This is a genomic window from Bacillus sp. TCT6, from assembly GCF_056033845.1.
Window position 1 is genome coordinate 750,222 of sequence record NZ_JBVYHX010000001.1, and the last position, 21,088, is coordinate 771,309.

Below are 21,088 nucleotides of genomic sequence, written 5' to 3' on the forward strand. Positions count from 1 at the left end.
TTTGTTTGTGTTTAAATTTGATATAATTTTAATAATATTCCTTAGGAGGATGATTATCATTAATATACTTTTAGGTATTATTGGAGCAATTGTTTTACTGGCTTTTGTTATCCATCCAGGAGTCCCAGACAAACGTGTCCCTCTACAAAATAAACTTGCAGTAATTCTTCCATTGATTGTTATAGCTGGTTTAATTTCCTTGTATATATAATTAAAACAAGTACTTATCAAGTAACATTAAGATAGGTAGAGAAGTATATATGCTTTTCTACCTATGCGTAGTTTAGTAAAAATGCTCATCAACTTTTTCATCGCTATTGTTCTTTTGTTAATTGCTGTATGGACTGCAAACGGACCTAATATAGAAGATCAGCATAAATAAACCATTGTATTTCTCAATAAACAAAACAATTAAACATGGTTCAAGTCGGAGAAAGGCACCTTAGGCTGTCTATTCTTTTTTTGATATGGTTTATTAGAGGTCACCATATCAAAAAAATTGTACGTCTAGACGCATTTTAAATACAAAATAACCGATTCCTTATACGTTAAGAAACCGGTTATTTATTTGCCTACTTTTTTAGGGGGCTTTTTTTTGTAATGGTTTTAAATGATTGATTTAAGGTTATAAACTTAAATCATAAATAAAAGATAGAGTAAAAACTATATAAGAAATAAATATAACGAAAACAAGAAAACATATAAACTGAGAATTAGATACATATTGTTCTATTCTTTTTTTCATGTTAATTCGTATTGTTTTTCAAATGTGAAGTATCAATTGGAATTTGACCTTTCCAAGATCCAATTACTTTTCCAATTCTAGTTATATTTACATCTAAAGTAAGGGGCTGTTTAAAAGCGTCTTTTCCTTTAGAATCTATAACAAATGTAGCAACACCTTCAGGTTTATCATTATCACGAATGCCTACATCATTTAGTTTTTTACCTGCTGCCATAAGTTCAAAAGGAAGACGATCATCTGAATCATGGATAAATGATAGTCTCCCGTCATTTTTAATCTCAGGGTTTTCCTCTTGTTGCCCATTAATTTTACCATCATTTTCAAGATTTAATCCTGATGTATCAAATTCAAATGGTACTAAATTACCATCAGCTTTTTCCATTCTATAATGAACTGATATACGTGCATCTGCGATAAATACTTCTTTGAGATGTACAGTAATACCTTGATCTGTAATTTTTTCATCAATAGGAATATATTTACCATTCTTCATCATATCTTGTATGACACCATTTTCATCTCCTATTCCTTCATTTACAACTTTATCATTTGTAATTGCATCAGAAAAATATGAAGCAACATTTGTAGCCGCCACTTGTACTTGTGGAATCATTGCTGTTGTAAAAAGTGCAGCTGCAGCTACTGCTGTATAAATGAAACGTTTTGATTTTTTACTCATGTTTGTAAACATTCCCTTCTTTTGGTGCTTTTTGTGATTTATATTAGAAACATTGTCTAACTTGGAACGGCTTTCAAATGTTTTCCATGCTTGTTCTATATCAATTTTGATTTCTTGTGGTGAATTTGCAGATTCTTCATCTAGCATTACGTTTTCCCATTGATTTAATTTACTGATTTCTACTAATAAATCTTGGCATGCTTCACATGTATCTAGGTGCTTTGTGAATTCCTTTCTTATATCATGAGAAAGTTCTCCATCAATATATGTTTGAATAAACCCGATATCATAACATTTCATTTGTTATGCCTCCTCCATTTGTTTATAAATCTTGCGGAATTTCATTTTTGCTCGGACCAATAATGTTCCAATAGAAGATATTTCAATTTGAAGTACTTCTGCAATTTCTTTATATTGAAAACCAGAGAATTTCATTAGTAAAAGGGTTCGTTCTCGATCATTCATTTTATTTAGTATCGTTTGGACCTTTGTAATTTCTTCTTTTCTTATCCAATCATCGTCTAATGATGAAACATTTTGTACTTCATGGTATTGTATTTCTTTATCAATCTTCGCTTGTTGCCTTTTTTCAGATCGAAAATGGTTATAAGCTACATAAGTAGAAGATTTAATCAACCATCCAGGTATGTTTTCAATTCCTTTCCAATCGCTACGATATAATTGTAAAAATACTTCTTGTGCTAACTCTTCAGCGATAGATTGATCTTTAACAATCCAGATGATTTGTTTCACAGCGTAAGCATAGTACTGCTTAAATAAATCTTCAAAGGTCATATCAGAAGCATGACTTTCTTCATTTTCTATGGTTAACATGTCCGTTTAAACCTCACTTTCAATTTGATACCTGTATTATAGAGAAACCAGAAAAACGGATTTTGTGACAGTTTTTCTGGATATTTTTTTATATTTTTTATCCCGCATTAACGGGCAGTAAGACCCCCACCTCAAAATTCAGCGTAAGCAAAGAAGTTAGGTGGGGGGCGGGCTGCCCGTAAAAGTCCGATTGGTGGGGGTTAATAATCAGTGGTGGATGAACCCCCCCCACTGATTAAAGTTTCACTTTATTTTGGCATATTTTAAGTCTTCTATTTTCATGAATATGTATAATTACATAAAATTTTAGTGAAAAAGAGAGTATACTTTCGTATTGTGTAATAAAGATAAAGCCCGCCTACGGAAATAGGCGGGCTTTTTTTTACATATAAAGAAAAGACACTCACATGAGTGTCTTTTCCGATAGTTTTTTAGCAGAAGCAAGCAGCTCCAACGATGATTAATAAAATAAACAATACAACTAATAAAGCAAATCCTCCAGCGAAGCCACAGCCGCCACAACTACCACCAAAGCCCATAACAGTTCCTCCTTTTAATAGGAAGGGAAAACCAAGGGGTCACTCATGTGTTTTAACGGATTCCATTTACTTTATGCTTTTACGAATGAATGGAGCAGGTCCTTTTCAAAATAGATTTATCTCGCTATTTGCTGGGTAGTAAGACCCCGATTGGTGAGGGCTGATTAAAGTTTCACTTTATTCTTTAAAAGCGAATAAATGAAAAAAATATCCAAAAATACAGATGAAAATCCGCTTTTATACCTTGCACTAAAAGAATACTAACATTATATATTATAAGGAATACTTGTCCTTAATTGTAAATGAAAGGGGGGAATTGGTATGAGTTATGGCTATGGTCACCCTCCAAAAAAATGCTGTGAACATCATAATGAAACTTTATCAACGGGTATATTACGTAGACATTCCGCTACGTTATTTCTTACTGTGGATGCTATGAATGTTGATCCAGATGATACTCGTAGAGTAACTGTTGAAATGTTTGATTGGTCATCTGGTTCTCCGGTATTGTTACCATTAATAGACCCTTCAACACAAACATTGCCACCTAATCAATATGTTACTTTTCGTTCAGCAGCTCTTCCTCCAGCACTGTTTGCTTATGAAGTAAGAATCATTCGTCCGAAAGATAGAGATGTTGTTACGAATGTTTTTGGTCTTAGTGCAATCGTATTTAACCCACAAGAAGGAAATAATGTTTTACAACATGATTTAGCAAAATTAGACCTTAAATAGATCTTGTAAAAGTCTATTTATTGGGTATGATTAAACAAAAGAGTAGGATGTAATCCTACTCTTTTTTTAATGTTAACTAGAATTTTAAAAGAAATCCTTCATCATTTTAGTATCTTTAATATTCACTATCACACTTTCTACCTTATCTTTCTTCTCATCTTTGGCAATTGTAATTTGTTCCTTATTGTCAACCCAAACAAGAAACTCTTCTTTTTCGTCATCTTTATATGTAACGGTTATAGTAGAATGCACAGATTGTTTCTTTTTTTGATCTAAAGTGATAGTTTTAGGTGTTCCATTTTGAACTGCTGAAACGATAGATTTTATCATTTCTTCATTATCTGTTTGAGATTTGGACGTAGTATGATTTGTTGTTTTCAGTATTTCAATGTCGGTAATATTTGCGGAGTTTAATTGAAAGGTATTTTGTGTATGTTCTTGCTTAACTTGTGAAGCTTTATCTGTAACCGAGGTACTTGTACAACCTATTAAAGTGAAAGATAGAGCGGTTAGAGCGCATATAGATATGATTTTTTTCATATTATCCCTCCTTACGTTCAATTATAACAATTTTCCGTTAATTTAGGAGGTTATTGTAAGTAGAAGATGTTTTAAAGTGGTAAATGATGTTGTTTATTTTCTATTAAAATCAAAATTCACATAACTTTTTTTGAATTTTATGTTTAACATTTCGAAAATAGGTGTACTACATATAATATAACAAATAATTCATTTTAAAGGAGGAAGTTAAAGATGGAAACGAAGTATAGTAAACCTTTTGTATATGAATTTATTACGGAGAAAGAGGTCATGAATGCAGCGAATGATCTAGTGAAGAAAGGAATAGAACAAAAAGATATTTACGTATTAACACATGAGAAAGATAGGACAGATAGAATTGCAGACAATGCAGACGTGAATACAATTGGGATAAAAGAGGAGGGACTTGGGACAAGCATTATTAACGTCTTTCAAAAAACAGGAGATCAGTTAAGAAATAAGATGCAGGAGTTAGGGCTTAATGAGGAAGAAGCGAACTTTTATGAAGAAAAGCTGGATGAAGGGAAAATCTTGTTATTCGTTAAGGATTTAGAAAGAGTCGGTGAATGGTTACAAGAAAGAAGATGCATGTATTCTATTTAAATTTGTATCCTTTAAATCTATAAATCTATTACGAAAAGGAGATGGGAAATATGAGTGAGAGCGGGCTAAAAGAACAAATTACGGGTAAAGTTGAAAAGAAAAAAGGACAAATAAAAGAAGGAATTGGTGAAGTTACAGAAGATAGAGAGTTGAAAAATGAAGGGAAGTGGGAGAAGACGAAGGGAACTATAAAAGAAAAAGTCGGAAAAGTGAAACAAAAGATAAGCGATGAGTTGGATAATAAAGAATAATACATTTTCATCAAGCTTTGGTTACATACCAAAGCTTGATGAATCCAATATAAAAATAATATAGGAGGTTTAATTGTGGGACTTATTATTACGTGTATTGTAGGTGGACTTATTGGTGCGTTAGCTGGAATGATTACAGGGAAAGACTTTCCTTTAGGTATAGTTGGTAATGTAATTGCTGGATTAATCGGATCTTGGGTTGGTAGTGCATTATTTGGTCACTGGGGTCCTGAATGGGGAGGCATCTTTATTCTTCCAGCTTTATTAGGCGCAATCGTCTTTATTTTAATCGTCACATTCTTCTCTAGAATGCTACGGAAAGCGTAAGTATGATAATGAATAGTAATTTTAAGTTTGTTATATATAGCGATAGGGTTAATGAACTGATAAATATACATAAAAAAGCATCCAATTAAAATAATTTGGATGCTTTTTTAATGTAATCTGTATGAAGGTTGCTCGCAATCATCATGTTTATTCAATAAATAATCAGTGAGGATGGCCCCACTGATTGAGATTACACTTTATATTACATATTAAACCATCGTTACTCTTTTACAATTATTTATCCTTACGACCTGCCTTGGTTCTATATGAGATAAGTCCTCGTTATTACCTATATCAACTACAATTGTATTCGTTAGTATATTAATAATGGAACCAACTAACTTTGTAGCATGATCGTGTCGATAAGAAAATTGAACGAAATCTCCCTTTTTAAAGTTGTGCTCTTCCATAGATAGATCCCCCTAAAAATAATGTTTATACATTATACATACACAAATTTATAAGGTTTAAACATTCGGTAGTATTTTTTTTAGTGTTAAGCTGAGAAAGGTGTAGAAAATTTATTTATAATGAAAATAAAAAAATATGTTTAAAACTAATTTTTATGGGTAATTAAATAGTAAAAGTTTGAGATGAGGGGGCGGAAATGATGAATTTGGAAATAAATATTTTGCAAAATGATGTAGGTTATACGGTACAACTTAATGGTGAGATTGATGCATATACGGCATCAGATTTAAAAAATAAGATTATGCCTATTGCAAATGAAAAAGAGGTTCATATTGTAGTAGATTTTCATAACGTAGATTATATGGATAGTACAGGCTTAGGAGTTTTTATAGCTTTATTAAAAGCAGTTAAGAAAAATGATGGGAAGCTAGAGTTTATTGGTGTATCTAAAAGGCTAAAAAGATTATTTGATATTACAGGGCTAACAGAAATATTAAATTTGAATTCCGATTTTGAAAAAGTAGAAAGAAGGTGACTAGGGATGATGGAGAGATTTGAAAAGATAGAAATGAAAATTCCTGCAAAAGCAGAATATGTGGCTATTATTCGTTTAACAATGGCTGGTGTTGCGAATCGAATGGGCTTTGCTTATGACGATATAGAAGATATGAAAATTGCTATTAGTGAAGCATGTACAAACATTGTACAACATGCATATAAAGAAGACGTTGGAGAAATTACAATTGTCTTTGGTCTATATGAAGATCGATTAGAAATTATGGCTGCGGATAATGGAGTTAGCTTTGATTTCAGTAGCTTAAAAAGTAAAGTCGGTCCGTATGATATTAATAAACCAGTAGAACATTTGCCGGAAAATGGTTTAGGTTTATATTTAATCAATACGTTAATGGATGATATACAAATCATGCATGATGAGGGCATGACAGTTTTAATGACAAAATATATACAAAGAGAGCAGGTGGAGAATGATGGAAATCCAATCTCAACCTACAACTCTTACTAAAGAAGACGTTATTAAGCTAATTGCAGAATTCCAACAAAACCAATGTAATGAAGCGCAGGAAAGGTTAGTTGATCATTATAAAAATCTCGTATATTCCATTGCATATCGCTATTCAAAAGGTGGGCCGATGCATGAAGATATTATACAAGTAGGAATGTTAGGGCTCTTAGGCGCAATAAGAAGGTATGATTATTCGATAGGGAATGCTTTTGAGCCGTTTGCAATACCTACGATAGTAGGCGAAATAAAGAAGTATTTACGTGATAAAACTTGGGGTATTCATGTTCCAAGGCGAATTAAAGATTTAGGCGGGAAAATTAAACTTGCGATAGAGGAGTTAACAGATCACCTGCAGCGTTCACCGAAGATTATAGAGATTGCAGATCATTTAGGACTATCCGAAGAGGAAGTGCTAGAAATTATGGATGCGAAAAATAATTATCGAGTATCTTCCTTAGATGATGTAGTTGAAAATTCATCTGATGGGAGTTCGGTAGCGAGAATTGAATCTGTAGGTGAAGTAGAGCAAGGATATGAACAGACAGAAAGACGTCTCGTTTTAGAGGATATTTTTAACGTATTAAATGATACGGAAAAGAGTGTTATTCATTATATATTTGGAGAAAATTTAAATCAAAAAGATACAGGAGAACGGTTAGGTATTTCGCAAATGCACGTTTCTCGTATTAAAAGACAAGCGATAAGTAAATTGAAGCAAGCTGCATTTTTAGATACATAAAAATTTTAAATAATTATGTTTAAAACATGAGGAAAGGGGTACTTATTAAGTATAGGAGGAGATATAAAAATGTCACACGATGTGAAAGAACTAATCGAAGGATTGAATGAAGATTTAGCAGGAGAATACTCAGCAATTATTATGTATAACCATAATGCAGCTACAGTTTCTGGTATATATAGACAAGTATTGAAACCTTTCTTTGAATCTGAAATTAGTGATGAACAAGGACATGCCCTATATTTAGCGGAGAAAATTAAGACGTTAGGTGGTACACCTACTACGATCCCTTTACCAGTGAAACAAGTAGAAGATGTTAGAGAAATGTTAGAATCCGCTAGACAATCAGAATATGAAACAATTAAGCGTTATGAAACGAGAAAAGAACAGGCAGCGAAATTAAATATGACAGAGTTAGTTGTAAAACTAGAAGATATGATTGCAGATGAAACAAATCATATGGAAGAATTAGATCGTCTTTTAAATGATAAAGCAATGGTGTTAAATTAAAAGTAGAAATTTATACAGTGAAAGAACAAATTCCTATTTCTAGGGGTTTGTTCTTTTGTTGTATAAATATGTTTGAGTACGAAATTTTCATTTTGTAACTGAGTATGTAATACTAGAAAAATAGAAAATGATAATAGATTTACATTTTAAATAAGAAAAGGGGAAATAACTTGTGTCCATTTTAATTGTTGATGATAATCCGGTTAACATATTTGTAATTGAGAAAATTTTAAAACAAGCCGGATATCATGATCTTGTATCGCTCAATTCTGCACAAGAGCTCTTCGAATACATACAGTTTGGAAAAGATTCTTCCAGGCATAATGAAATTGACTTAATACTATTAGATATTATGATGCCTGAAATTGATGGACTTGAAGTTTGTAGGCGATTACAAAAAGAGGAGAAGTTTAAAGATATTCCTATTATTTTTGTTACAGCTTTAGAGGATGCAAATAAGTTGGCCGAAGCTCTTGATATGGGGGCAATGGATTATATTACGAAACCTATAAATAAAGTTGAACTATTAGCACGTATGCGTGTAGCGTTACGCTTGAAATCGGAATTAAATTGGCATAAAGAACAAGAAGAAAATCTTCGGAATGAACTAGATTTAGCTACGCAAGTACAAAGAAACTTATTAAGTAGCCCATTAAGAGAAGATTATATAGAAATTGAAGCAAGTTACTTACCTTCATTTAAATTAGCTGGAGATATGTATTATTGGTATAAAATCGATGAAAACCGCTACGGTATTATATTATTAGACGTGATGGGACATGGTATATCTGCTTCATTAGTTTGTATGTTTATTTCGTCTGTATTACGTGAAACGATTAAATCTTTAATCGATCCAGAACTTGTCATTAAAGACTTAAATAAATATATGACTCTTTTACATAATGAGAATGACGATATTCCATATTATTTTACAGCGATATATTTAGTAGTAGATACAGAAAAGAGAACGATTGAATATGTAAATGCAGGGCATCCTTCTGGATACGTTTTAGTTGATGAAGCGAATGTAGTGGAACTAAATCGCGGGAGTTGTGCGGTAGGATTTTTTGATGAAATAAAAGTTGAAAAGACAGTTATACCTTTTGAGAAGAACGCTCAAATCGTATTGTTTACAGATGGTGTTCTTGAAGCAATTGCAAATGATGAATTTGAGGCTGAAGAGAAATTACGTACTTTTACAGAAAGAAAATGGGGAGATTTAGAAGGCGAGATAGAAGGGTTTTATAAGGGAGAACAGAAGAAAGCACAATCAGATGATATGTGCCTAATTATGATACAAACGAATGCAAAATAAAAAGCGTATGAAATCCAAACAGAGGATTTCATACGCTTTTTATTGTATTTTTTGATAAATTTGTTCGCTAGGATTAAATTGGGTATAATGCGGCATTATATCTGAAAAACGAAGAGTTTCTTTATTCCCTAAACATAGAAATCCATTGTGACTTAAACTTTCATAAAATAGTTGCTGCACTTGATTTTGAAGTTTACTTGTAAAGTAAATTAAAACGTTACGACAAAGTATAATATGAAACTCGTTAAAAGATTGATCGGTTACTAAATTATGCTGTGCAAAAATAATGTTTTGTAAAAGTGATGGATTGAAATAAGCAAAACGACTATCCGTCGAATAATAGTTAGAAAATGCTTGTGTACCGCCAGCTTGTAAATAGTTTTTCGTGTAAGTTTGCATTTTATTTAATGAAAGTATGCCTTGTTTTGCTTTTTCTAACACATTTGTATTCATATCTGTTGCATAAATAACAGCCTTTTCACTTAATCCTTCTTCGTGAAGTAAGATGGACATTGATAATACTTCTTCACCAGTTGCGCATCCAGCATGCCAAATTCTAATTTCAGGATGTTTTTTCAATTCAGGAATAACATGCTCTCTTAGCGCTTTAAAAAAAGCAGGATTACGGAACATCTCAGTTACATTAATGGAGAAATCATTTAATAACTGTTCTAAAAACCCTTCTTCATGAATTACTTTTTCAATTAATTTTGAAATGGTAGGGATATTAGAGAGCTGCATTCTATTGCAAATCCTTCTATAAATAGATGTGCGAGCATATTGGCGAAAATCAAATCCTGATAGTTTAAATACCGCTTCTAATAGTAATTCAATTTCTAAGTTCGTACGCTTATCCGTATCTACTGATGGATCAAAATTATAATACTTATTTTCCACTCCAACTAAACCTCACTTATTTTATTAACCATACACTCATTACCGAATAGAGTTGATGTAAATTTAATGGTTTACTTATATAATCTGAAGCGCCAGCAGATAAACATTTTTCCTTATCATTTGGCATTGCTTTAGCAGTTAATGCGATAATAGGTATTTCATGTAACCCTAAGTTCATTCGGATATTTTCCATCGTTTCATACCCGTCCATATTAGGCATCATAATATCCATTAAAATAAGGTCAATATTTGTATTGCTTTTTAGTATTTCTAAACATTCTATACCGTTTTGTGCAGTAATAATGGTAGCATGTTGTTTTTCTAATGCGTTTTGTAATGCAAATATATTTCGATGATCATCATCGACAATTAAAATGGTTTTCTTTTGGAAGACGTTATTTGTTTCGGGAGTAACTATCGTTTCCTCGACAACTTCAGCAGGAATAACGTCATCTACCGTTGCTGCGACTTCTAAATTGGATAACTGTATATCATGTAATCCATTTGGAAGGTTAGGAATATATAACGTGAAAGTACTACCTTCTCCTAAATTACTCTCTAACGTAATCCAACCACCTAATAATCTAGCAAACTCTTTACAAATAGATAACCCTAAGCCTGTACCACCATATTTCCGAATTGTTGCTCCATCTGCCTGTTGAAAGGCTTCGAAAATAAGTTGATGCTGTTCTTTAGCGATACCAATACCAGTATCTTTTACTGAAATTGTAATCCACTCTTTACTTATAGATTGCATATCATGACTCAAATTGGTTGTTTCTATCGGATTGAAATGTAAAGAGACGGATCCTTTTTCTGTGAATTTAAATGCATTGGATAGTAAGTTTTTAATAATTTGTTCAATCCGTTTTGCATCTGTATAAAACAGATCTGGAATCGTATCACTGTCTTCAATAGTAAATTCGACATTTTTTTGTGCAGCTATATGTAAAAAGTTTTGATGCATATTGGCTGCCATGTCACTTATGTTCGTTGCTTCAAAAATGATGTCTAGTTTGCCTGCTTCTACTTTAGATAAATCTAGTATGTCATTAATTAAAGTAAGTAAGTCTTTCCCTGATGAATGAATGACAGTTGCTAGTTCAATTTCATCATCCGATAAATGATTATCATGATTTTCTCTTAACATTTCAGATAATAGTAAAATACTATTTAATGGTGTGCGTAATTCATGTGACATATTTGCTAGGAACTCTGATTTGTATTTTGAGCTGCGTAACAACTCGCTTGCTTTTTCTTCTAATTCTAATTTAGTAATTTGTAAGTCGGCTGTCTTTTGTTCAGCTTCTTCCGTTCTAGACTCTAATTGTTCATTCGTTGTTCGTAATTCTTCGGCTTGCATTTGTAGTTCTTCAGCTTGCGTTTGTAATTCTTCTGATTGAACTTGCAGCTCTTCTGTCATTGCTTGTGATTCATGTAAAAGAGTTTGAATTCGCATACGTCCCATAATACTATGGATTGTCAAACCTAGATTATCAACAGTTTGTTGAATTAAATCTTGATGCAAGTCTGAAATCTCAGTTACACTTACTAACTCCATTACTGCAATTACTTCATCCTCAAATAAGATAGGGATGACTAGTAGGTTTTTAGGGCGTATTTCTAATAATCCAGTAGTAACGTAACGGAATTCTTCAGGTATGTCCCTGAGAATAAAACTTTTCTTTTCTAAAGCAGACTGTCCAATGAAACCTTCACCCATTTTAATAGACTGTTTTCCAACATCAGGACCTTGACCGGCGAAAGAAGCTTTCTTCACATAGTAGACAGTGTCTTCAATTTCTTCACGAACATAAAATGCACCGCAAGAAGTTTGCGTTTTTTGTATAATTCCACTCAGAATTTTTTTACCTAACATCTCAATAGAAGATACACCTTGATACATTAAAATTAATTCTGCAAGCTCAGTTTGTAACCACTCTCTTTTCGATATTTCGTCTAGTAGGTGATTTGTTGTATGAGCAAGATCTTTTATTTCATCATGTGTATTTACATGAATTCTTTCCGTAATTTTTTCTTTGGAAGAAATGGATTTAATAGCTTGAATTACATTTTTAATCGTTTTTGTAATGGAATTCGAAATATAGAGTGAAACGATAATGGAAATACAAGAAAGTAAGAACAATAAACTGTATAACCAAATCTCTAATTTATTATTATCAATATCTAATTGTGCAGCTCTTTTTTTCGTTAGTTGCTCCTCAGTGCTACGGAAGTTAGTTAGCTGCGACTGTAATGACTGAATTTGAGTCGTGTCGATTGTTTGTACATTATTACTATTATTATTTGTAATGAGTGGGTGAATCTCTTTATTAATCCAACTAGTAATGTTTTCGTTAATCTGTTTTAATTTTTCTTGCTGAGAGGGGTTATCCTCTAATAGAGAAAAAAGATCTTGATAATGTTTTTCGTAATCCTTTTCTGCAGCGTTAAGGGATTGAACGTAATTTGCATCATTAGAAGTGATAAATCCTTTCGCTTTATTTTCAATTGTTAGTAAATCTTTCTCCACTTGATTCGTTAAATTAAGAACTTTAAAATCGTGATCAATAATAAAATTACGAGATTTTTGTAAACTGGAAATCCCATTGTTTAACATAATGAAAGAAATAAGCAAGAACAAAATGATAACTAAATAACCAGCCATAATTTTGTAACGAATACTAAATTTTGCTTTCGATTTCATCAAAAATTCCTACCTTCAAGATTATTAAAAGTTTTCTATTTTCAAGAATAAAAAACGTAATATATATTATATCAGTTTTCATAAGGCCAAACTAGAAATCCCCCTACTGTATTAGGGGGTTCTTTTTTCATAGAGGAAATCATTTTGAAATATAAAAACATATATGAAAAGTAGTAAACGGGGGAATAGAGGATAACAAACATTCTAAGAAGGAAAGAGTGTTCTTAAAGCTTTTTTTGCATCTATTCCTTCAAAAATAAATAATACAAGATCTTTCTTTTTTACAGTAAGGAAAAAGGATACTAGAGTGCTTAAATTTTTGATTGATGTCATTGTTCCATGTTTACTTATAAACAAATTAGCTTGAAATGTTGTCATTAAAGCATAAAAATGATGAATCTGAGTTATTGTAGGTGTTTCATTATAAGAAATAGTAGTAGAGTGAATGGCGTTCATCGTAATATTCCTTTCCATATAGTGAGCATAACAATATAAACATACCCGTTTTAGAAGATGTTAAACGTATAAATAAGAAAAATATAATTAAAGTTTTTTACGTTTAGAAAGAGTTAGGAAGGGTATACATATACTATAAAGAGATTGACTGAAGATGAATTGTAAGATGTCTATGTTTAGTAGATTAGTCTATCAAAATATACTTTTACTTTAAATAAAAAGGAGCCTGGTATACATGAATGAAATGATGATTGATATTACATTTGATTTAATTTACTTGTTAAGTAGTTCACTTGTAGTGCTTTTACTATTCGCATTTTTCGTAAATGGTTATGTTAATAAGAAGGTTAGTGTATACAGAAATGAAGAAAAATAAAGATACATTATATAAAACTTTAGGAGGTTAATAGTTATGAATGTAGATAGAAAAATAGTAGGTGTTTTTAGAACAATTGATGATGCGGCACTCGTTATTAATGAATTAAATGATAAAGGATACCCAGCAGATAACATTTCAGCTATTGCGAAGGATCAAAAGGAAATTGAACACCTGGAAGAAAAATCGGGTGAAAAAGTTAAGAATGAAACTGCACATAAAGCAGATATCTTTTCAGCGACAGGGCTTGTAGCAGGAGGAGTAGCAGGGGGACTAGGTGGTTTATTAACTGGCCTTGGTATACTTGCCATTTCTGGAATGGGTCCAATTGTAGCAGCAGGACCAATCGCAGCAGCTATTGGTGGAGCTGGTATTGGCGGAGGAGCTGGAAGTTTAATAGGAGCATTTATAGGATTAGGAATTCCAGAAGAACATGCTAAAAAGTATGAAGAATATATTTACGATGGAAATATATTAATTTTAGTAGATGCAACATTAGATGATAAGTTAGAAATTTATAAAATATTTGATAAGCATAATGCTTATAACTCTGATTTCTTTAAATAATATTTACTTCACATATCAATTATGCAAAATATAAACATAGTGAATATCGTTTTTTTGATCTTACAACTTTGGCGCGGCCGAGGAGTCGTATGACTATAAGAGAGGAAGGGCTTATAGTAAAAGATCAAGTTCTATCATGTTATTTAAAAGGGAAGAGGTGCCTTTTCGTGATTGTAAAAATATTAAAGGATAGCAGTAATAGCTTCCTTTGTACAGTTCAAAATAAAAATGGAGACCAGTATGTGAAAAAGTGGTTTAGTAAACATGAAAATAATAAAGAATTAGGACGACCAACTTTTAAAGAAGTAGAAAAAGATTGGAAAGAAAATAGAGAATCGTTTATGTATCCCAATATTAAAGCGCTTTATTCAAATGGAACATAATGCGCGTTTTATTATTACAAAACTGTCACATTCCTGTAAGGTAATTCAATAGATTAGATACTTTTTCCATGTCATAATAAAGTCATAAGAAAGCTTATCAAAACTACAACTTATTAGGAGAGTGTCAGTCATGATTGTAACAACAACTTCTGGAATTCAAGGTAAAGAGATTATTGAGTATATTGATATTGTAAATGGTGAAGCTATTATGGGTGCAAACATTGTCCGCGATTTATTCGCTTCTGTTCGTGATGTTGTCGGTGGTCGTGCTGGTTCTTATGAAAGTAAGCTTAAAGAAGCTCGTGATATCGCAATGGGCGAAATGAAAGAACTTGCAAAACAAAAAGGTGCGAACGCTATCGTTGGTATTGACGTAGATTACGAGGTTGTTCGTGATGGAATGTTAATGGTAGCTGTCAGTGGTACAGCTGTACGTATATAAGTAAATAAAAAACAGGCTCACCCCTTGAAGTTCATGCTTTGAGGGGGTTTTTTGTTTTTAAGTTATAGAAGTAAACTCCAGTTGTAAGAGCGAGATGAAAAAAGAAACAGTGATGCTACATATATGTAACGTAAGTGCGAATTTTATAATAAAATTGTTATTTGAGATAATGGAAGAATTAGTGGTATAAATAACTTTATAGATAATAATCAAAATAGAGAAGACAGAGTGTTCATAGATGGAATGGTTAAGGGGATTTTCCAATCTGTAATAAAAAACGGAGGTACCGAGAACGTTTTACAGATGTCTGTTACATAAAATTTATAATGGATTGGGGGCAATTTATATTATGTTTTGGTTAGGAGGCTTTTTAGGATACATTGTAGGTTCTATTACTACATGTGCGATACTTTACTTTGGGTATAGAGCCGAGAAAAACAAAAAAGCGAATATGCGAAAGAAAGAGGGGAGAAAAATCAATAAAAAAGGCGTATAGGATGTGGAAGAAAAATTGATAACATTGATGCAAAAATAAAGGACAGTTACATATTTTATATGATTACTATGTACTGTCCCGCTTATTCCTTTTGGATTAACAAAAATTGTTTCCTGTCTTGCTATAAATTTCATAGGCAAAAAAACCAAATAAATAGCCTATTCCGGATCCTAAACTAATGGAAAGCAGTGAGAAATCTGGGAAAAACATGCCGAAAATCAAACCGATTATACAGCCAAAAAGCATTCCTATAGGTATGAAACTATCTAATAACAGTTGAGCCTCTTTTGATTTTTTCTTACCCAATTTGCCATGCTTATATTTATGTTCCAGTCTTTTTATTACAAATACTACAATCCCCCCGACTAGTATAACAGGCCAAATTTCCGAAATTAACCACATGTGAAAATCTCCTTTCACCTTTTAATAGGATTATACCAGATACTTACAAATTTTCGTTCCTAAATGTATTATCTAGTCTATTTAAAAGGTCAATCAAAAAGCCCACTTCAATTGTATTTAATAACTCGTCAAAAACACTTTCCGATAAGATAAACTTAACTAAATCTATACAATTCAATCAAATTTACACAAGTTAGTGCTTCAAAGTGTTCTCGCAGCCCCAAAGGGACGAGGGGTATAACACTCCACACGAGGCAGTATCGTTACCTCCTATTATCAAGCATTTATTTTACCCATCTTGATAAATTTATCGCAGCATTTACATCCCTATCGTGATAGCTATTGCATGAAACACAACACCACTCACGTATTTTTAAACTCCACTGTCCTTCTGGTTGAACTGAATGGTCGTATTTTACGCCGCAACATGAACAAATCTTGCTTGAAGCGAACCATTTATCAGCTTTTACATACGCAATGCCATACTTCTCGCACTTGTATGATAAACATTGAAAGAAGAAGTTTAATTTTTGAAATGAAAATGATTTCGATAGTTTTTTGTTTTTTAACAGGTTTGAGATAGATAAGTCTTCCACAACAATCCTCATTGGTTTGGTTTTCACCAATTTAGCTGTTGCTTGATGGATATGGTTAGTTCGGATATTCGTAATTTTCCTAGATAATCGCAGGTGCTCAGCTTTCGTTTTTTCATATCCGGCAGATTGAATTTTTGCACCTTTTTTAAATCTCCTAGACATATCTCTTTGTGCTGACTTTTTCCTTTTCAAAAGTTTTTTAACCTTGGCATCTTTTTTTATATTTCGTTCTTTCATACCATTAGAAGCTACAAAAAGCTCTTTTAAACCAACATCCACACCAATCGACTCATTCGTTAGTTCTTGTGATTCAAAGTCTTCTTGGAACCCCACACTAATCCACCAGTGACGACCATCAAATGTAACTCTTGGATTGGATGGTTTTTTATTCCTTGGTAGTTGTTGGCTTGTTTTCACTTCTCCAATAGACTGAATATGAACTACTTTCTTTCCTATAACCAGTCTTTCATAATTGGCATAAAATCCTTGGATTAAATCTTTTTTGGATTTATAAGAAGTGTGAGAACCATTTTTGTACTTTTTGAACGAATGTTTTCTCGCCGTATCAAAATCTTTTGAAGCCTGTTTGGGCACTTGTGCATTAATGTCTTTTAACCACTCATATCTCTTTTGCTTCTTGATCTTTGTAAATCGTTTCTGTAAAGCTAACTGTGAAACAGATTTTCCAAATAGCTTATAATATCTATCACTCATTCTTTTACAATAGTTATAAGCAAATCTTGCAGCTCCAGCATGGTTTCTAAGCACTTTTTCTTGTTCAAGCGTTGGAATTAGTCTGACTTTCTTCGCCAATATCATCAGAATGTAACTCCTTTAATGAAAGATTTGTTCTTCTGAATCGTAGCGTGTTCCACCAGCATTCTCGTAAGACTACTCGGATGCAAACCTGTTAATTCTGATACTTGACTAACTCGTGAAAATTTCATTATTATTCTCACCTCATCGAACCAAACATAGCACGTACGTTCGATAAAATCAATAAAGTTTGATAGATTCAATAAAATTTATCTTGTTCAACTAAGGGCGCAATTCCTTAGCCAGTTCTCTTATGAACTTCTCATGTTTTCACATGAGCGCAGACTATATGTTTATCTACTTAGAGATAGAGGATTTTTCCACCACCATAGGCTTGTGATGTACTCTCGTCAGTTATACGAGATAGTCGTTGAACGTTCATCTTATCGCTTTTGACTTAGATGATTCGAGGCGGAAGACCCATTGTTCTAGTGTTTAGGATTTAACCTTGCACGATCTGATTGATTTTTTCTGCTTTCGCGACATTCACGCTCACTATTTCTAGCCACGTTGTAGTTCAATCAGCTTTAGGGATTGCCCGCAGTTAACCCTCACTACTAGCCAATCACTTGACTAGCAGGGCTTACTGATATATTTAATTAACTTTCGTTATAATTGGTTAAATAAATCGTAACAGTTAGTTACCCTTTCGTTTTCTCAGCGGACTGCACAACATCAACTGCCGCTTTCACATCCGCTAAGTCATATGTAGAATGGACTTTCATAAAACGTAATTGCTCATTTTCTACTAAGCAAATTAAGTGACGAAACGTTTCTTGCCATTTATATGGTGATACCTCTTTATTCCAATGTCGTAAATGAAATATGTTTGCGTGTACTTTTGCTTTCGTGACAATCTCGGCCCAGTTCACTTGTATTCCTGATAGAAGACCGATCGTTAAAAAATGCCCGTTTGGACGTAAGGAGAAAGCTAATTCATTTCCAGCCGGCCCCCCGATAGAATCAATCGCAGCATCTGCACCTCTGCCGTTTGTTAATGTCATAACAGTTTCATAAAGCGGGGCAGTGGAAGTATCAATTACATATGCAGCACCAAGGCGCAGTAATTCTTCTGTATGCTTATTATTTCTTGTAACGGCAATGAATTGGAAGTTTAAAATTTGTGATAACTGCGCAAATAGATGTCCAATAGCGGATCCACAAGCATTCACTAATAAAACGTCATTACGTTGTAAGTTTAACGTTTCTGTACAAGTAACCCACGCCGTAAGAGGGTTAATATACATTTGCGCTGCTGTAAAATCATCGATGGAATCAGGGATAGGGACTACAAAATCAGCTGACGTCTTCACATACTCTTGCCAAGTACCTTCCCCGCGTAAAGGTAACACACGTTTACCGATAAGGTCTCGAGTAACGCCTGCGCCAACATCTTCTACAATACCAACACCTTCATAACCAGGTATGTTAGGCAAAGGGATTCTATGTGCGTATGCTCCAGTGATGGGAATTAAGTCAGATGGATTAATCGGTCTAACTAGCATACGAACGAAAACTTCATTATCTTTCAGTGGTTCTATATTTTTATATTCAACTTGTAATACGTCTTTTGGATTGCCAAACTTATGAAATTGAATGCATGTTCCAAGCAAAGTAATTTGCCCCCTTAGTTTGATTGGGTTTATTATAGCATTTTTGGTTTAGGTGGTTATTTTGTTAGTGATAAATAGGTTTTTTAATTTGCGTATTTATCGGAATTTTATAAAATGTGTATATAACTATAAAATGGGGGGATTTCTTCATGTGTACTAGTTTGACGTTACAAACAAAAAATTTCCAGCATCTTTTTGCGAGAACAATGGATTTCACATTAGATATGAATCAGGAAGTAATAATCATTCCTCGGCGTTATCAGTGGAAAAATATAACTGGTGAAACGATCCGAGCGAAAAAGGCTGTTGTCGGAATGGGAATTAATCATGAAGGAAGGGTTATTATGGCGGACGGAGTAAATGAAGCTGGTATGACATGTGCCACTCTCTATTTCCCGGGATTCGCTACTTATAGTAACAGCATAGATGACCATAAAACGAATTTAGCACCATTTGATTTTGTGGCTTGGAGCTTGACGCAGTTTAATTCTGTTGAAGAGTTAAAAAAATCTGTTGATAACATTTCCCTTATAGATGTACCATTACCAGTTTTAGGGATTACTCCGCCACTACATTGGATTTTAGCAGATAAATGGGGAGAGTGTATTGTACTTGAGCCGACAACTGATGGAATAAAAATGTATGACAATCCAATAGGAGTGATGACTAATAGCCCGGAGTTTAATTGGCATTTACAAAATTTAAGACAATATATTGGACTTAAATCGCAGCCATTTGCACCAACCGAGTGGGGAGACGTACCATTAAGTGCTTTTGGCCAAGGTTCCGGATCGATGGGACTTCCTGGAGATTTCACCCCGCCATCAAGATTCGTGCGGGCAGCATATGGCAAACAAAACATTCAAGGTATAGAGAACGAAGAAGACGGGATATCGGCTATTTTTCATATCTTATCAAATTGTGAGGTTCCTAAGGGGGCAGTAATAACAGAAGACGGTATATTAGATAATACTATCTATACAAGTGCAATGTGTATGGAGTCTGGAACATATTATTACCATACTTACGATTGTAGACAAATTATAGCCATTCATTTATTCAATGAAAATTTAGATACAGTTGAGATTAAAACGTATCCGTTCCAGCGGAAGCAAAAAATCTTTTATGAAAACTGATAAAAACACCTCCATTGAATTTGCATACTTAGTATGCGAATTCGGGAGGTGTTTTTCTATTAAGCCGAAGCCTTCTTCATTCTCTCAAGTAAACTAGATAACACATGCGTACGATACGATTCTAGTTTTTTACCTTCATAAGTACGGATACCTAATTTTTTAAGTTCTTTTACATACCAACCTTTGCTTCCGAAATACATGTGATCGCTCCCCTTCAACTTTGTTTTTATTTGTTCTGATTGCATATGGAGGTACAGGTAATATAATGAAGGAAATGAATTTCGCGCGAAAATGGTTAACTTTGTTGCAAAAGACATATATACTAAAGATAGTATACAACGAGGTGGACAAGACGTGATTATAGAGAAGCACGAAATTCAAATTGACCAAATTACTAGCGGTAAAGTGAATATCTTTACTTTCTATAGAAATAGAAAGCAAATTGATGATCATTTTTTACGATTGCAAGAACCATCGCTTACAGCAAACTACTTCTTCCATTTTCATTTTGATGCAGAGAGCTTGCATCTACTGCAGGAAGAGTTTCCAGGCGTATATCCGTACGACGGTAGTGAAACGATTCACGACTGGACGGAAAAGATGAAAGCTGAATTGCAACATCAGATCCAAACAGGTAAATGGAATAAACGCGTACGTATTGGTAATCGCATTCTAGATGTGGTGTTTACGTGGTGTGACGAAGATATAGTAGAGTGAAAAAGAAGCGGATGACGCTTCTTTTTTTTAGCGCTGGAATAAAACGAGCTTACCTGCAGTAGATGTACAGCGATGTGTTTTTTCATACAATCCTTTTTCTTGTAAAATAGATTCACCTTTTGCTTTTGCTTCTTTTTCAGTTGCCGCCTCGAATGATTCGTCTAATGCTTTTGAACCATCTTTTTCAAAGACTGTTAGAACGTATACTCCCATGAAAATTCCCTCCAATAAT

Annotated in this window: 31 protein-coding genes; 17 read left to right on the forward strand and 14 right to left on the reverse strand. The window is 33.2% G+C overall.

The window, feature by feature from the left end:
• Positions 1–49 precede the first annotated feature (49 nt).
• Positions 50–211, forward strand: a complete 162-nt coding sequence (locus tag AC0ONG_RS03705) for a hypothetical protein (protein WP_000583951.1) — start codon at positions 50–52, stop codon at positions 209–211.
• A gap of 535 nt (positions 212–746) precedes the next feature.
• On the opposite strand, the gene AC0ONG_RS03710 is transcribed toward AC0ONG_RS03705, so the two are convergent.
• The 3 genes from AC0ONG_RS03710 to AC0ONG_RS03720 all read right to left on the reverse strand — a co-directional run bounded on the left by AC0ONG_RS03710 (position 747) and on the right by AC0ONG_RS03720 (position 2,797).
• On the reverse strand, positions 747–1,724 hold the full coding sequence (locus AC0ONG_RS03710; protein ID WP_000650416.1) for a DUF4179 domain-containing protein: 978 nt from the start codon (positions 1,722–1,724) through the stop codon (positions 747–749).
• A 3-nt stretch (positions 1,725–1,727) separates the two neighbouring features.
• The gene (locus tag AC0ONG_RS03715; protein ID WP_000955505.1) at positions 1,728–2,258 is read right to left on the reverse strand and encodes an RNA polymerase sigma factor SigX; all 531 of its coding nucleotides are present in this window, start codon (positions 2,256–2,258) and stop codon (positions 1,728–1,730) included.
• A gap of 431 nt (positions 2,259–2,689) precedes the next feature.
• Positions 2,690–2,797, reverse strand: a complete 108-nt coding sequence (locus AC0ONG_RS03720; RefSeq protein WP_000505670.1) for a YjcZ family sporulation protein — start codon at positions 2,795–2,797, stop codon at positions 2,690–2,692.
• A gap of 321 nt (positions 2,798–3,118) precedes the next feature.
• Here AC0ONG_RS03720 and AC0ONG_RS03725 point away from each other — a divergent pair, with 321 nt between their 5' ends.
• Complete coding sequence (locus AC0ONG_RS03725) at positions 3,119–3,532, forward strand: hypothetical protein (RefSeq protein WP_016097858.1); 414 nt, start codon at positions 3,119–3,121, stop codon at positions 3,530–3,532.
• Positions 3,533–3,616: 84 nt separating this feature from the next.
• Here AC0ONG_RS03725 and AC0ONG_RS03730 read toward each other — a convergent pair whose 3' ends face one another.
• A complete protein-coding gene (locus tag AC0ONG_RS03730) occupies positions 3,617–4,072 on the reverse strand; it encodes a hypothetical protein (protein WP_000720866.1) in 456 nt (151 codons plus the stop codon).
• A gap of 213 nt (positions 4,073–4,285) precedes the next feature.
• Between AC0ONG_RS03730 and AC0ONG_RS03735 the strand changes: the two genes are divergently transcribed.
• From AC0ONG_RS03735 to AC0ONG_RS03745, 3 genes are all read left to right on the forward strand, one after another.
• On the forward strand, positions 4,286–4,675 hold the full coding sequence (locus AC0ONG_RS03735; protein ID WP_000448818.1) for a YflT domain-containing protein: 390 nt from the start codon (positions 4,286–4,288) through the stop codon (positions 4,673–4,675).
• Between the two features lie 50 nt (positions 4,676–4,725).
• On the forward strand, positions 4,726–4,926 hold the full coding sequence (locus AC0ONG_RS03740) for a CsbD family protein (RefSeq protein WP_000004259.1): 201 nt from the start codon (positions 4,726–4,728) through the stop codon (positions 4,924–4,926).
• Positions 4,927–5,001: 75 nt separating this feature from the next.
• Entirely contained in the window at positions 5,002–5,253 is a 252-nt protein-coding gene (locus tag AC0ONG_RS03745; RefSeq protein WP_000522902.1) for a GlsB/YeaQ/YmgE family stress response membrane protein, read from the forward strand.
• 209 nt (positions 5,254–5,462) lie between these two features.
• Here AC0ONG_RS03745 and AC0ONG_RS03750 read toward each other — a convergent pair whose 3' ends face one another.
• The gene (locus AC0ONG_RS03750) at positions 5,463–5,663 is read right to left on the reverse strand and encodes a hypothetical protein (protein ID WP_000390996.1); all 201 of its coding nucleotides are present in this window, start codon (positions 5,661–5,663) and stop codon (positions 5,463–5,465) included.
• 197 nt (positions 5,664–5,860) lie between these two features.
• Here AC0ONG_RS03750 and rsbV point away from each other — a divergent pair, with 197 nt between their 5' ends.
• The 5 genes from rsbV to AC0ONG_RS03775 all read left to right on the forward strand — a co-directional run bounded on the left by rsbV (position 5,861) and on the right by AC0ONG_RS03775 (position 9,252).
• A complete protein-coding gene (rsbV, locus tag AC0ONG_RS03755) occupies positions 5,861–6,199 on the forward strand; it encodes an anti sigma b factor antagonist RsbV (protein ID WP_016097861.1) in 339 nt (112 codons plus the stop codon).
• Between the two features lie 6 nt (positions 6,200–6,205).
• Entirely contained in the window at positions 6,206–6,688 is a 483-nt protein-coding gene (rsbW, locus tag AC0ONG_RS03760; RefSeq protein ID WP_000970581.1) for an anti-sigma B factor RsbW, read from the forward strand.
• Entirely contained in the window at positions 6,651–7,427 is a 777-nt protein-coding gene (sigB, locus tag AC0ONG_RS03765; RefSeq protein ID WP_016097862.1) for an RNA polymerase sigma factor SigB, read from the forward strand. Before rsbW ends, sigB begins: the two co-directional genes overlap by 38 nt.
• Positions 7,428–7,496: 69 nt before the next feature.
• The gene (locus tag AC0ONG_RS03770) at positions 7,497–7,937 is read left to right on the forward strand and encodes a ferritin-like domain-containing protein (protein WP_000017755.1); all 441 of its coding nucleotides are present in this window, start codon (positions 7,497–7,499) and stop codon (positions 7,935–7,937) included.
• A 172-nt stretch (positions 7,938–8,109) separates the two neighbouring features.
• Positions 8,110–9,252, forward strand: coding sequence for a fused response regulator/phosphatase (locus tag AC0ONG_RS03775; RefSeq protein WP_136997637.1), 1,143 nt, complete (start codon positions 8,110–8,112; stop codon positions 9,250–9,252).
• A 39-nt stretch (positions 9,253–9,291) separates the two neighbouring features.
• Here the strand turns inward: AC0ONG_RS03775 and AC0ONG_RS03780 are convergent, their stop codons facing one another.
• From AC0ONG_RS03780 to AC0ONG_RS03790, 3 genes are all read right to left on the reverse strand, one after another.
• Complete coding sequence (locus AC0ONG_RS03780) at positions 9,292–10,149, reverse strand: CheR family methyltransferase (RefSeq protein ID WP_000429058.1); 858 nt, start codon at positions 10,147–10,149, stop codon at positions 9,292–9,294.
• Positions 10,150–10,165: 16 nt separating this feature from the next.
• The gene (locus tag AC0ONG_RS03785; protein WP_136997635.1) at positions 10,166–12,856 is read right to left on the reverse strand and encodes a response regulator; all 2,691 of its coding nucleotides are present in this window, start codon (positions 12,854–12,856) and stop codon (positions 10,166–10,168) included.
• A gap of 204 nt (positions 12,857–13,060) precedes the next feature.
• On the reverse strand, positions 13,061–13,312 hold the full coding sequence (locus AC0ONG_RS03790) for a hypothetical protein (protein ID WP_000991351.1): 252 nt from the start codon (positions 13,310–13,312) through the stop codon (positions 13,061–13,063).
• 235 nt (positions 13,313–13,547) lie between these two features.
• On the opposite strand from AC0ONG_RS03790, the gene AC0ONG_RS03795 reads away from it, so the two are divergent.
• The 5 genes from AC0ONG_RS03795 to AC0ONG_RS03815 all read left to right on the forward strand — a co-directional run bounded on the left by AC0ONG_RS03795 (position 13,548) and on the right by AC0ONG_RS03815 (position 15,576).
• On the forward strand, positions 13,548–13,688 hold the full coding sequence (locus AC0ONG_RS03795; RefSeq protein ID WP_001004568.1) for a hypothetical protein: 141 nt from the start codon (positions 13,548–13,550) through the stop codon (positions 13,686–13,688).
• A gap of 36 nt (positions 13,689–13,724) precedes the next feature.
• Positions 13,725–14,255 (forward strand): general stress protein, encoded by a 531-nt coding sequence (locus AC0ONG_RS03800; RefSeq protein WP_001100085.1) that lies wholly within the window; start codon positions 13,725–13,727, stop codon positions 14,253–14,255.
• A 167-nt stretch (positions 14,256–14,422) separates the two neighbouring features.
• The gene (locus AC0ONG_RS03805) at positions 14,423–14,638 is read left to right on the forward strand and encodes a DUF4028 family protein (protein ID WP_003276970.1); all 216 of its coding nucleotides are present in this window, start codon (positions 14,423–14,425) and stop codon (positions 14,636–14,638) included.
• 130 nt (positions 14,639–14,768) lie between these two features.
• Positions 14,769–15,080 carry a YbjQ family protein gene (locus AC0ONG_RS03810; RefSeq protein WP_000637513.1) on the forward strand — a complete coding sequence of 104 codons (312 nt, stop codon included), beginning with the start codon at positions 14,769–14,771 and terminating at the stop codon, positions 15,078–15,080.
• Positions 15,081–15,429: 349 nt separating this feature from the next.
• A complete protein-coding gene (locus AC0ONG_RS03815) occupies positions 15,430–15,576 on the forward strand; it encodes a hypothetical protein (protein WP_000498641.1) in 147 nt (48 codons plus the stop codon).
• Positions 15,577–15,672: 96 nt separating this feature from the next.
• Here the strand turns inward: AC0ONG_RS03815 and AC0ONG_RS03820 are convergent, their stop codons facing one another.
• The 4 genes from AC0ONG_RS03820 to AC0ONG_RS03835 form a co-directional block, all read right to left on the reverse strand.
• Positions 15,673–15,978 (reverse strand): hypothetical protein, encoded by a 306-nt coding sequence (locus tag AC0ONG_RS03820; protein WP_000266264.1) that lies wholly within the window; start codon positions 15,976–15,978, stop codon positions 15,673–15,675.
• Positions 15,979–16,262: 284 nt separating this feature from the next.
• A complete protein-coding gene (locus AC0ONG_RS03825) occupies positions 16,263–17,393 on the reverse strand; it encodes an RNA-guided endonuclease InsQ/TnpB family protein (protein WP_136997234.1) in 1,131 nt (376 codons plus the stop codon).
• Positions 17,393–17,521 carry a hypothetical protein gene (locus AC0ONG_RS03830; protein ID WP_000672787.1) on the reverse strand — a complete coding sequence of 43 codons (129 nt, stop codon included), beginning with the start codon at positions 17,519–17,521 and terminating at the stop codon, positions 17,393–17,395. The genes AC0ONG_RS03825 and AC0ONG_RS03830 overlap by 1 nt, the downstream gene beginning before the upstream one ends.
• A gap of 510 nt (positions 17,522–18,031) precedes the next feature.
• Positions 18,032–19,003 (reverse strand): zinc-dependent alcohol dehydrogenase family protein, encoded by a 972-nt coding sequence (locus AC0ONG_RS03835; RefSeq protein ID WP_086403498.1) that lies wholly within the window; start codon positions 19,001–19,003, stop codon positions 18,032–18,034.
• Between the two features lie 149 nt (positions 19,004–19,152).
• Between AC0ONG_RS03835 and AC0ONG_RS03840 the strand changes: the two genes are divergently transcribed.
• On the forward strand, positions 19,153–20,139 hold the full coding sequence (locus tag AC0ONG_RS03840; RefSeq protein WP_000337586.1) for a choloylglycine hydrolase family protein: 987 nt from the start codon (positions 19,153–19,155) through the stop codon (positions 20,137–20,139).
• Positions 20,140–20,198: 59 nt separating this feature from the next.
• On the opposite strand, the gene AC0ONG_RS03845 is transcribed toward AC0ONG_RS03840, so the two are convergent.
• Positions 20,199–20,339 (reverse strand): YflJ family protein, encoded by a 141-nt coding sequence (locus AC0ONG_RS03845; RefSeq protein ID WP_000273536.1) that lies wholly within the window; start codon positions 20,337–20,339, stop codon positions 20,199–20,201.
• Positions 20,340–20,493: 154 nt separating this feature from the next.
• Between AC0ONG_RS03845 and AC0ONG_RS03850 the strand changes: the two genes are divergently transcribed.
• Complete coding sequence (locus tag AC0ONG_RS03850) at positions 20,494–20,856, forward strand: hypothetical protein (protein WP_000582776.1); 363 nt, start codon at positions 20,494–20,496, stop codon at positions 20,854–20,856.
• 27 nt (positions 20,857–20,883) lie between these two features.
• Here AC0ONG_RS03850 and AC0ONG_RS03855 read toward each other — a convergent pair whose 3' ends face one another.
• Positions 20,884–21,069, reverse strand: coding sequence for a YhzD family protein (locus AC0ONG_RS03855; RefSeq protein WP_000539552.1), 186 nt, complete (start codon positions 21,067–21,069; stop codon positions 20,884–20,886).
• Positions 21,070–21,088 lie beyond the last annotated feature (19 nt).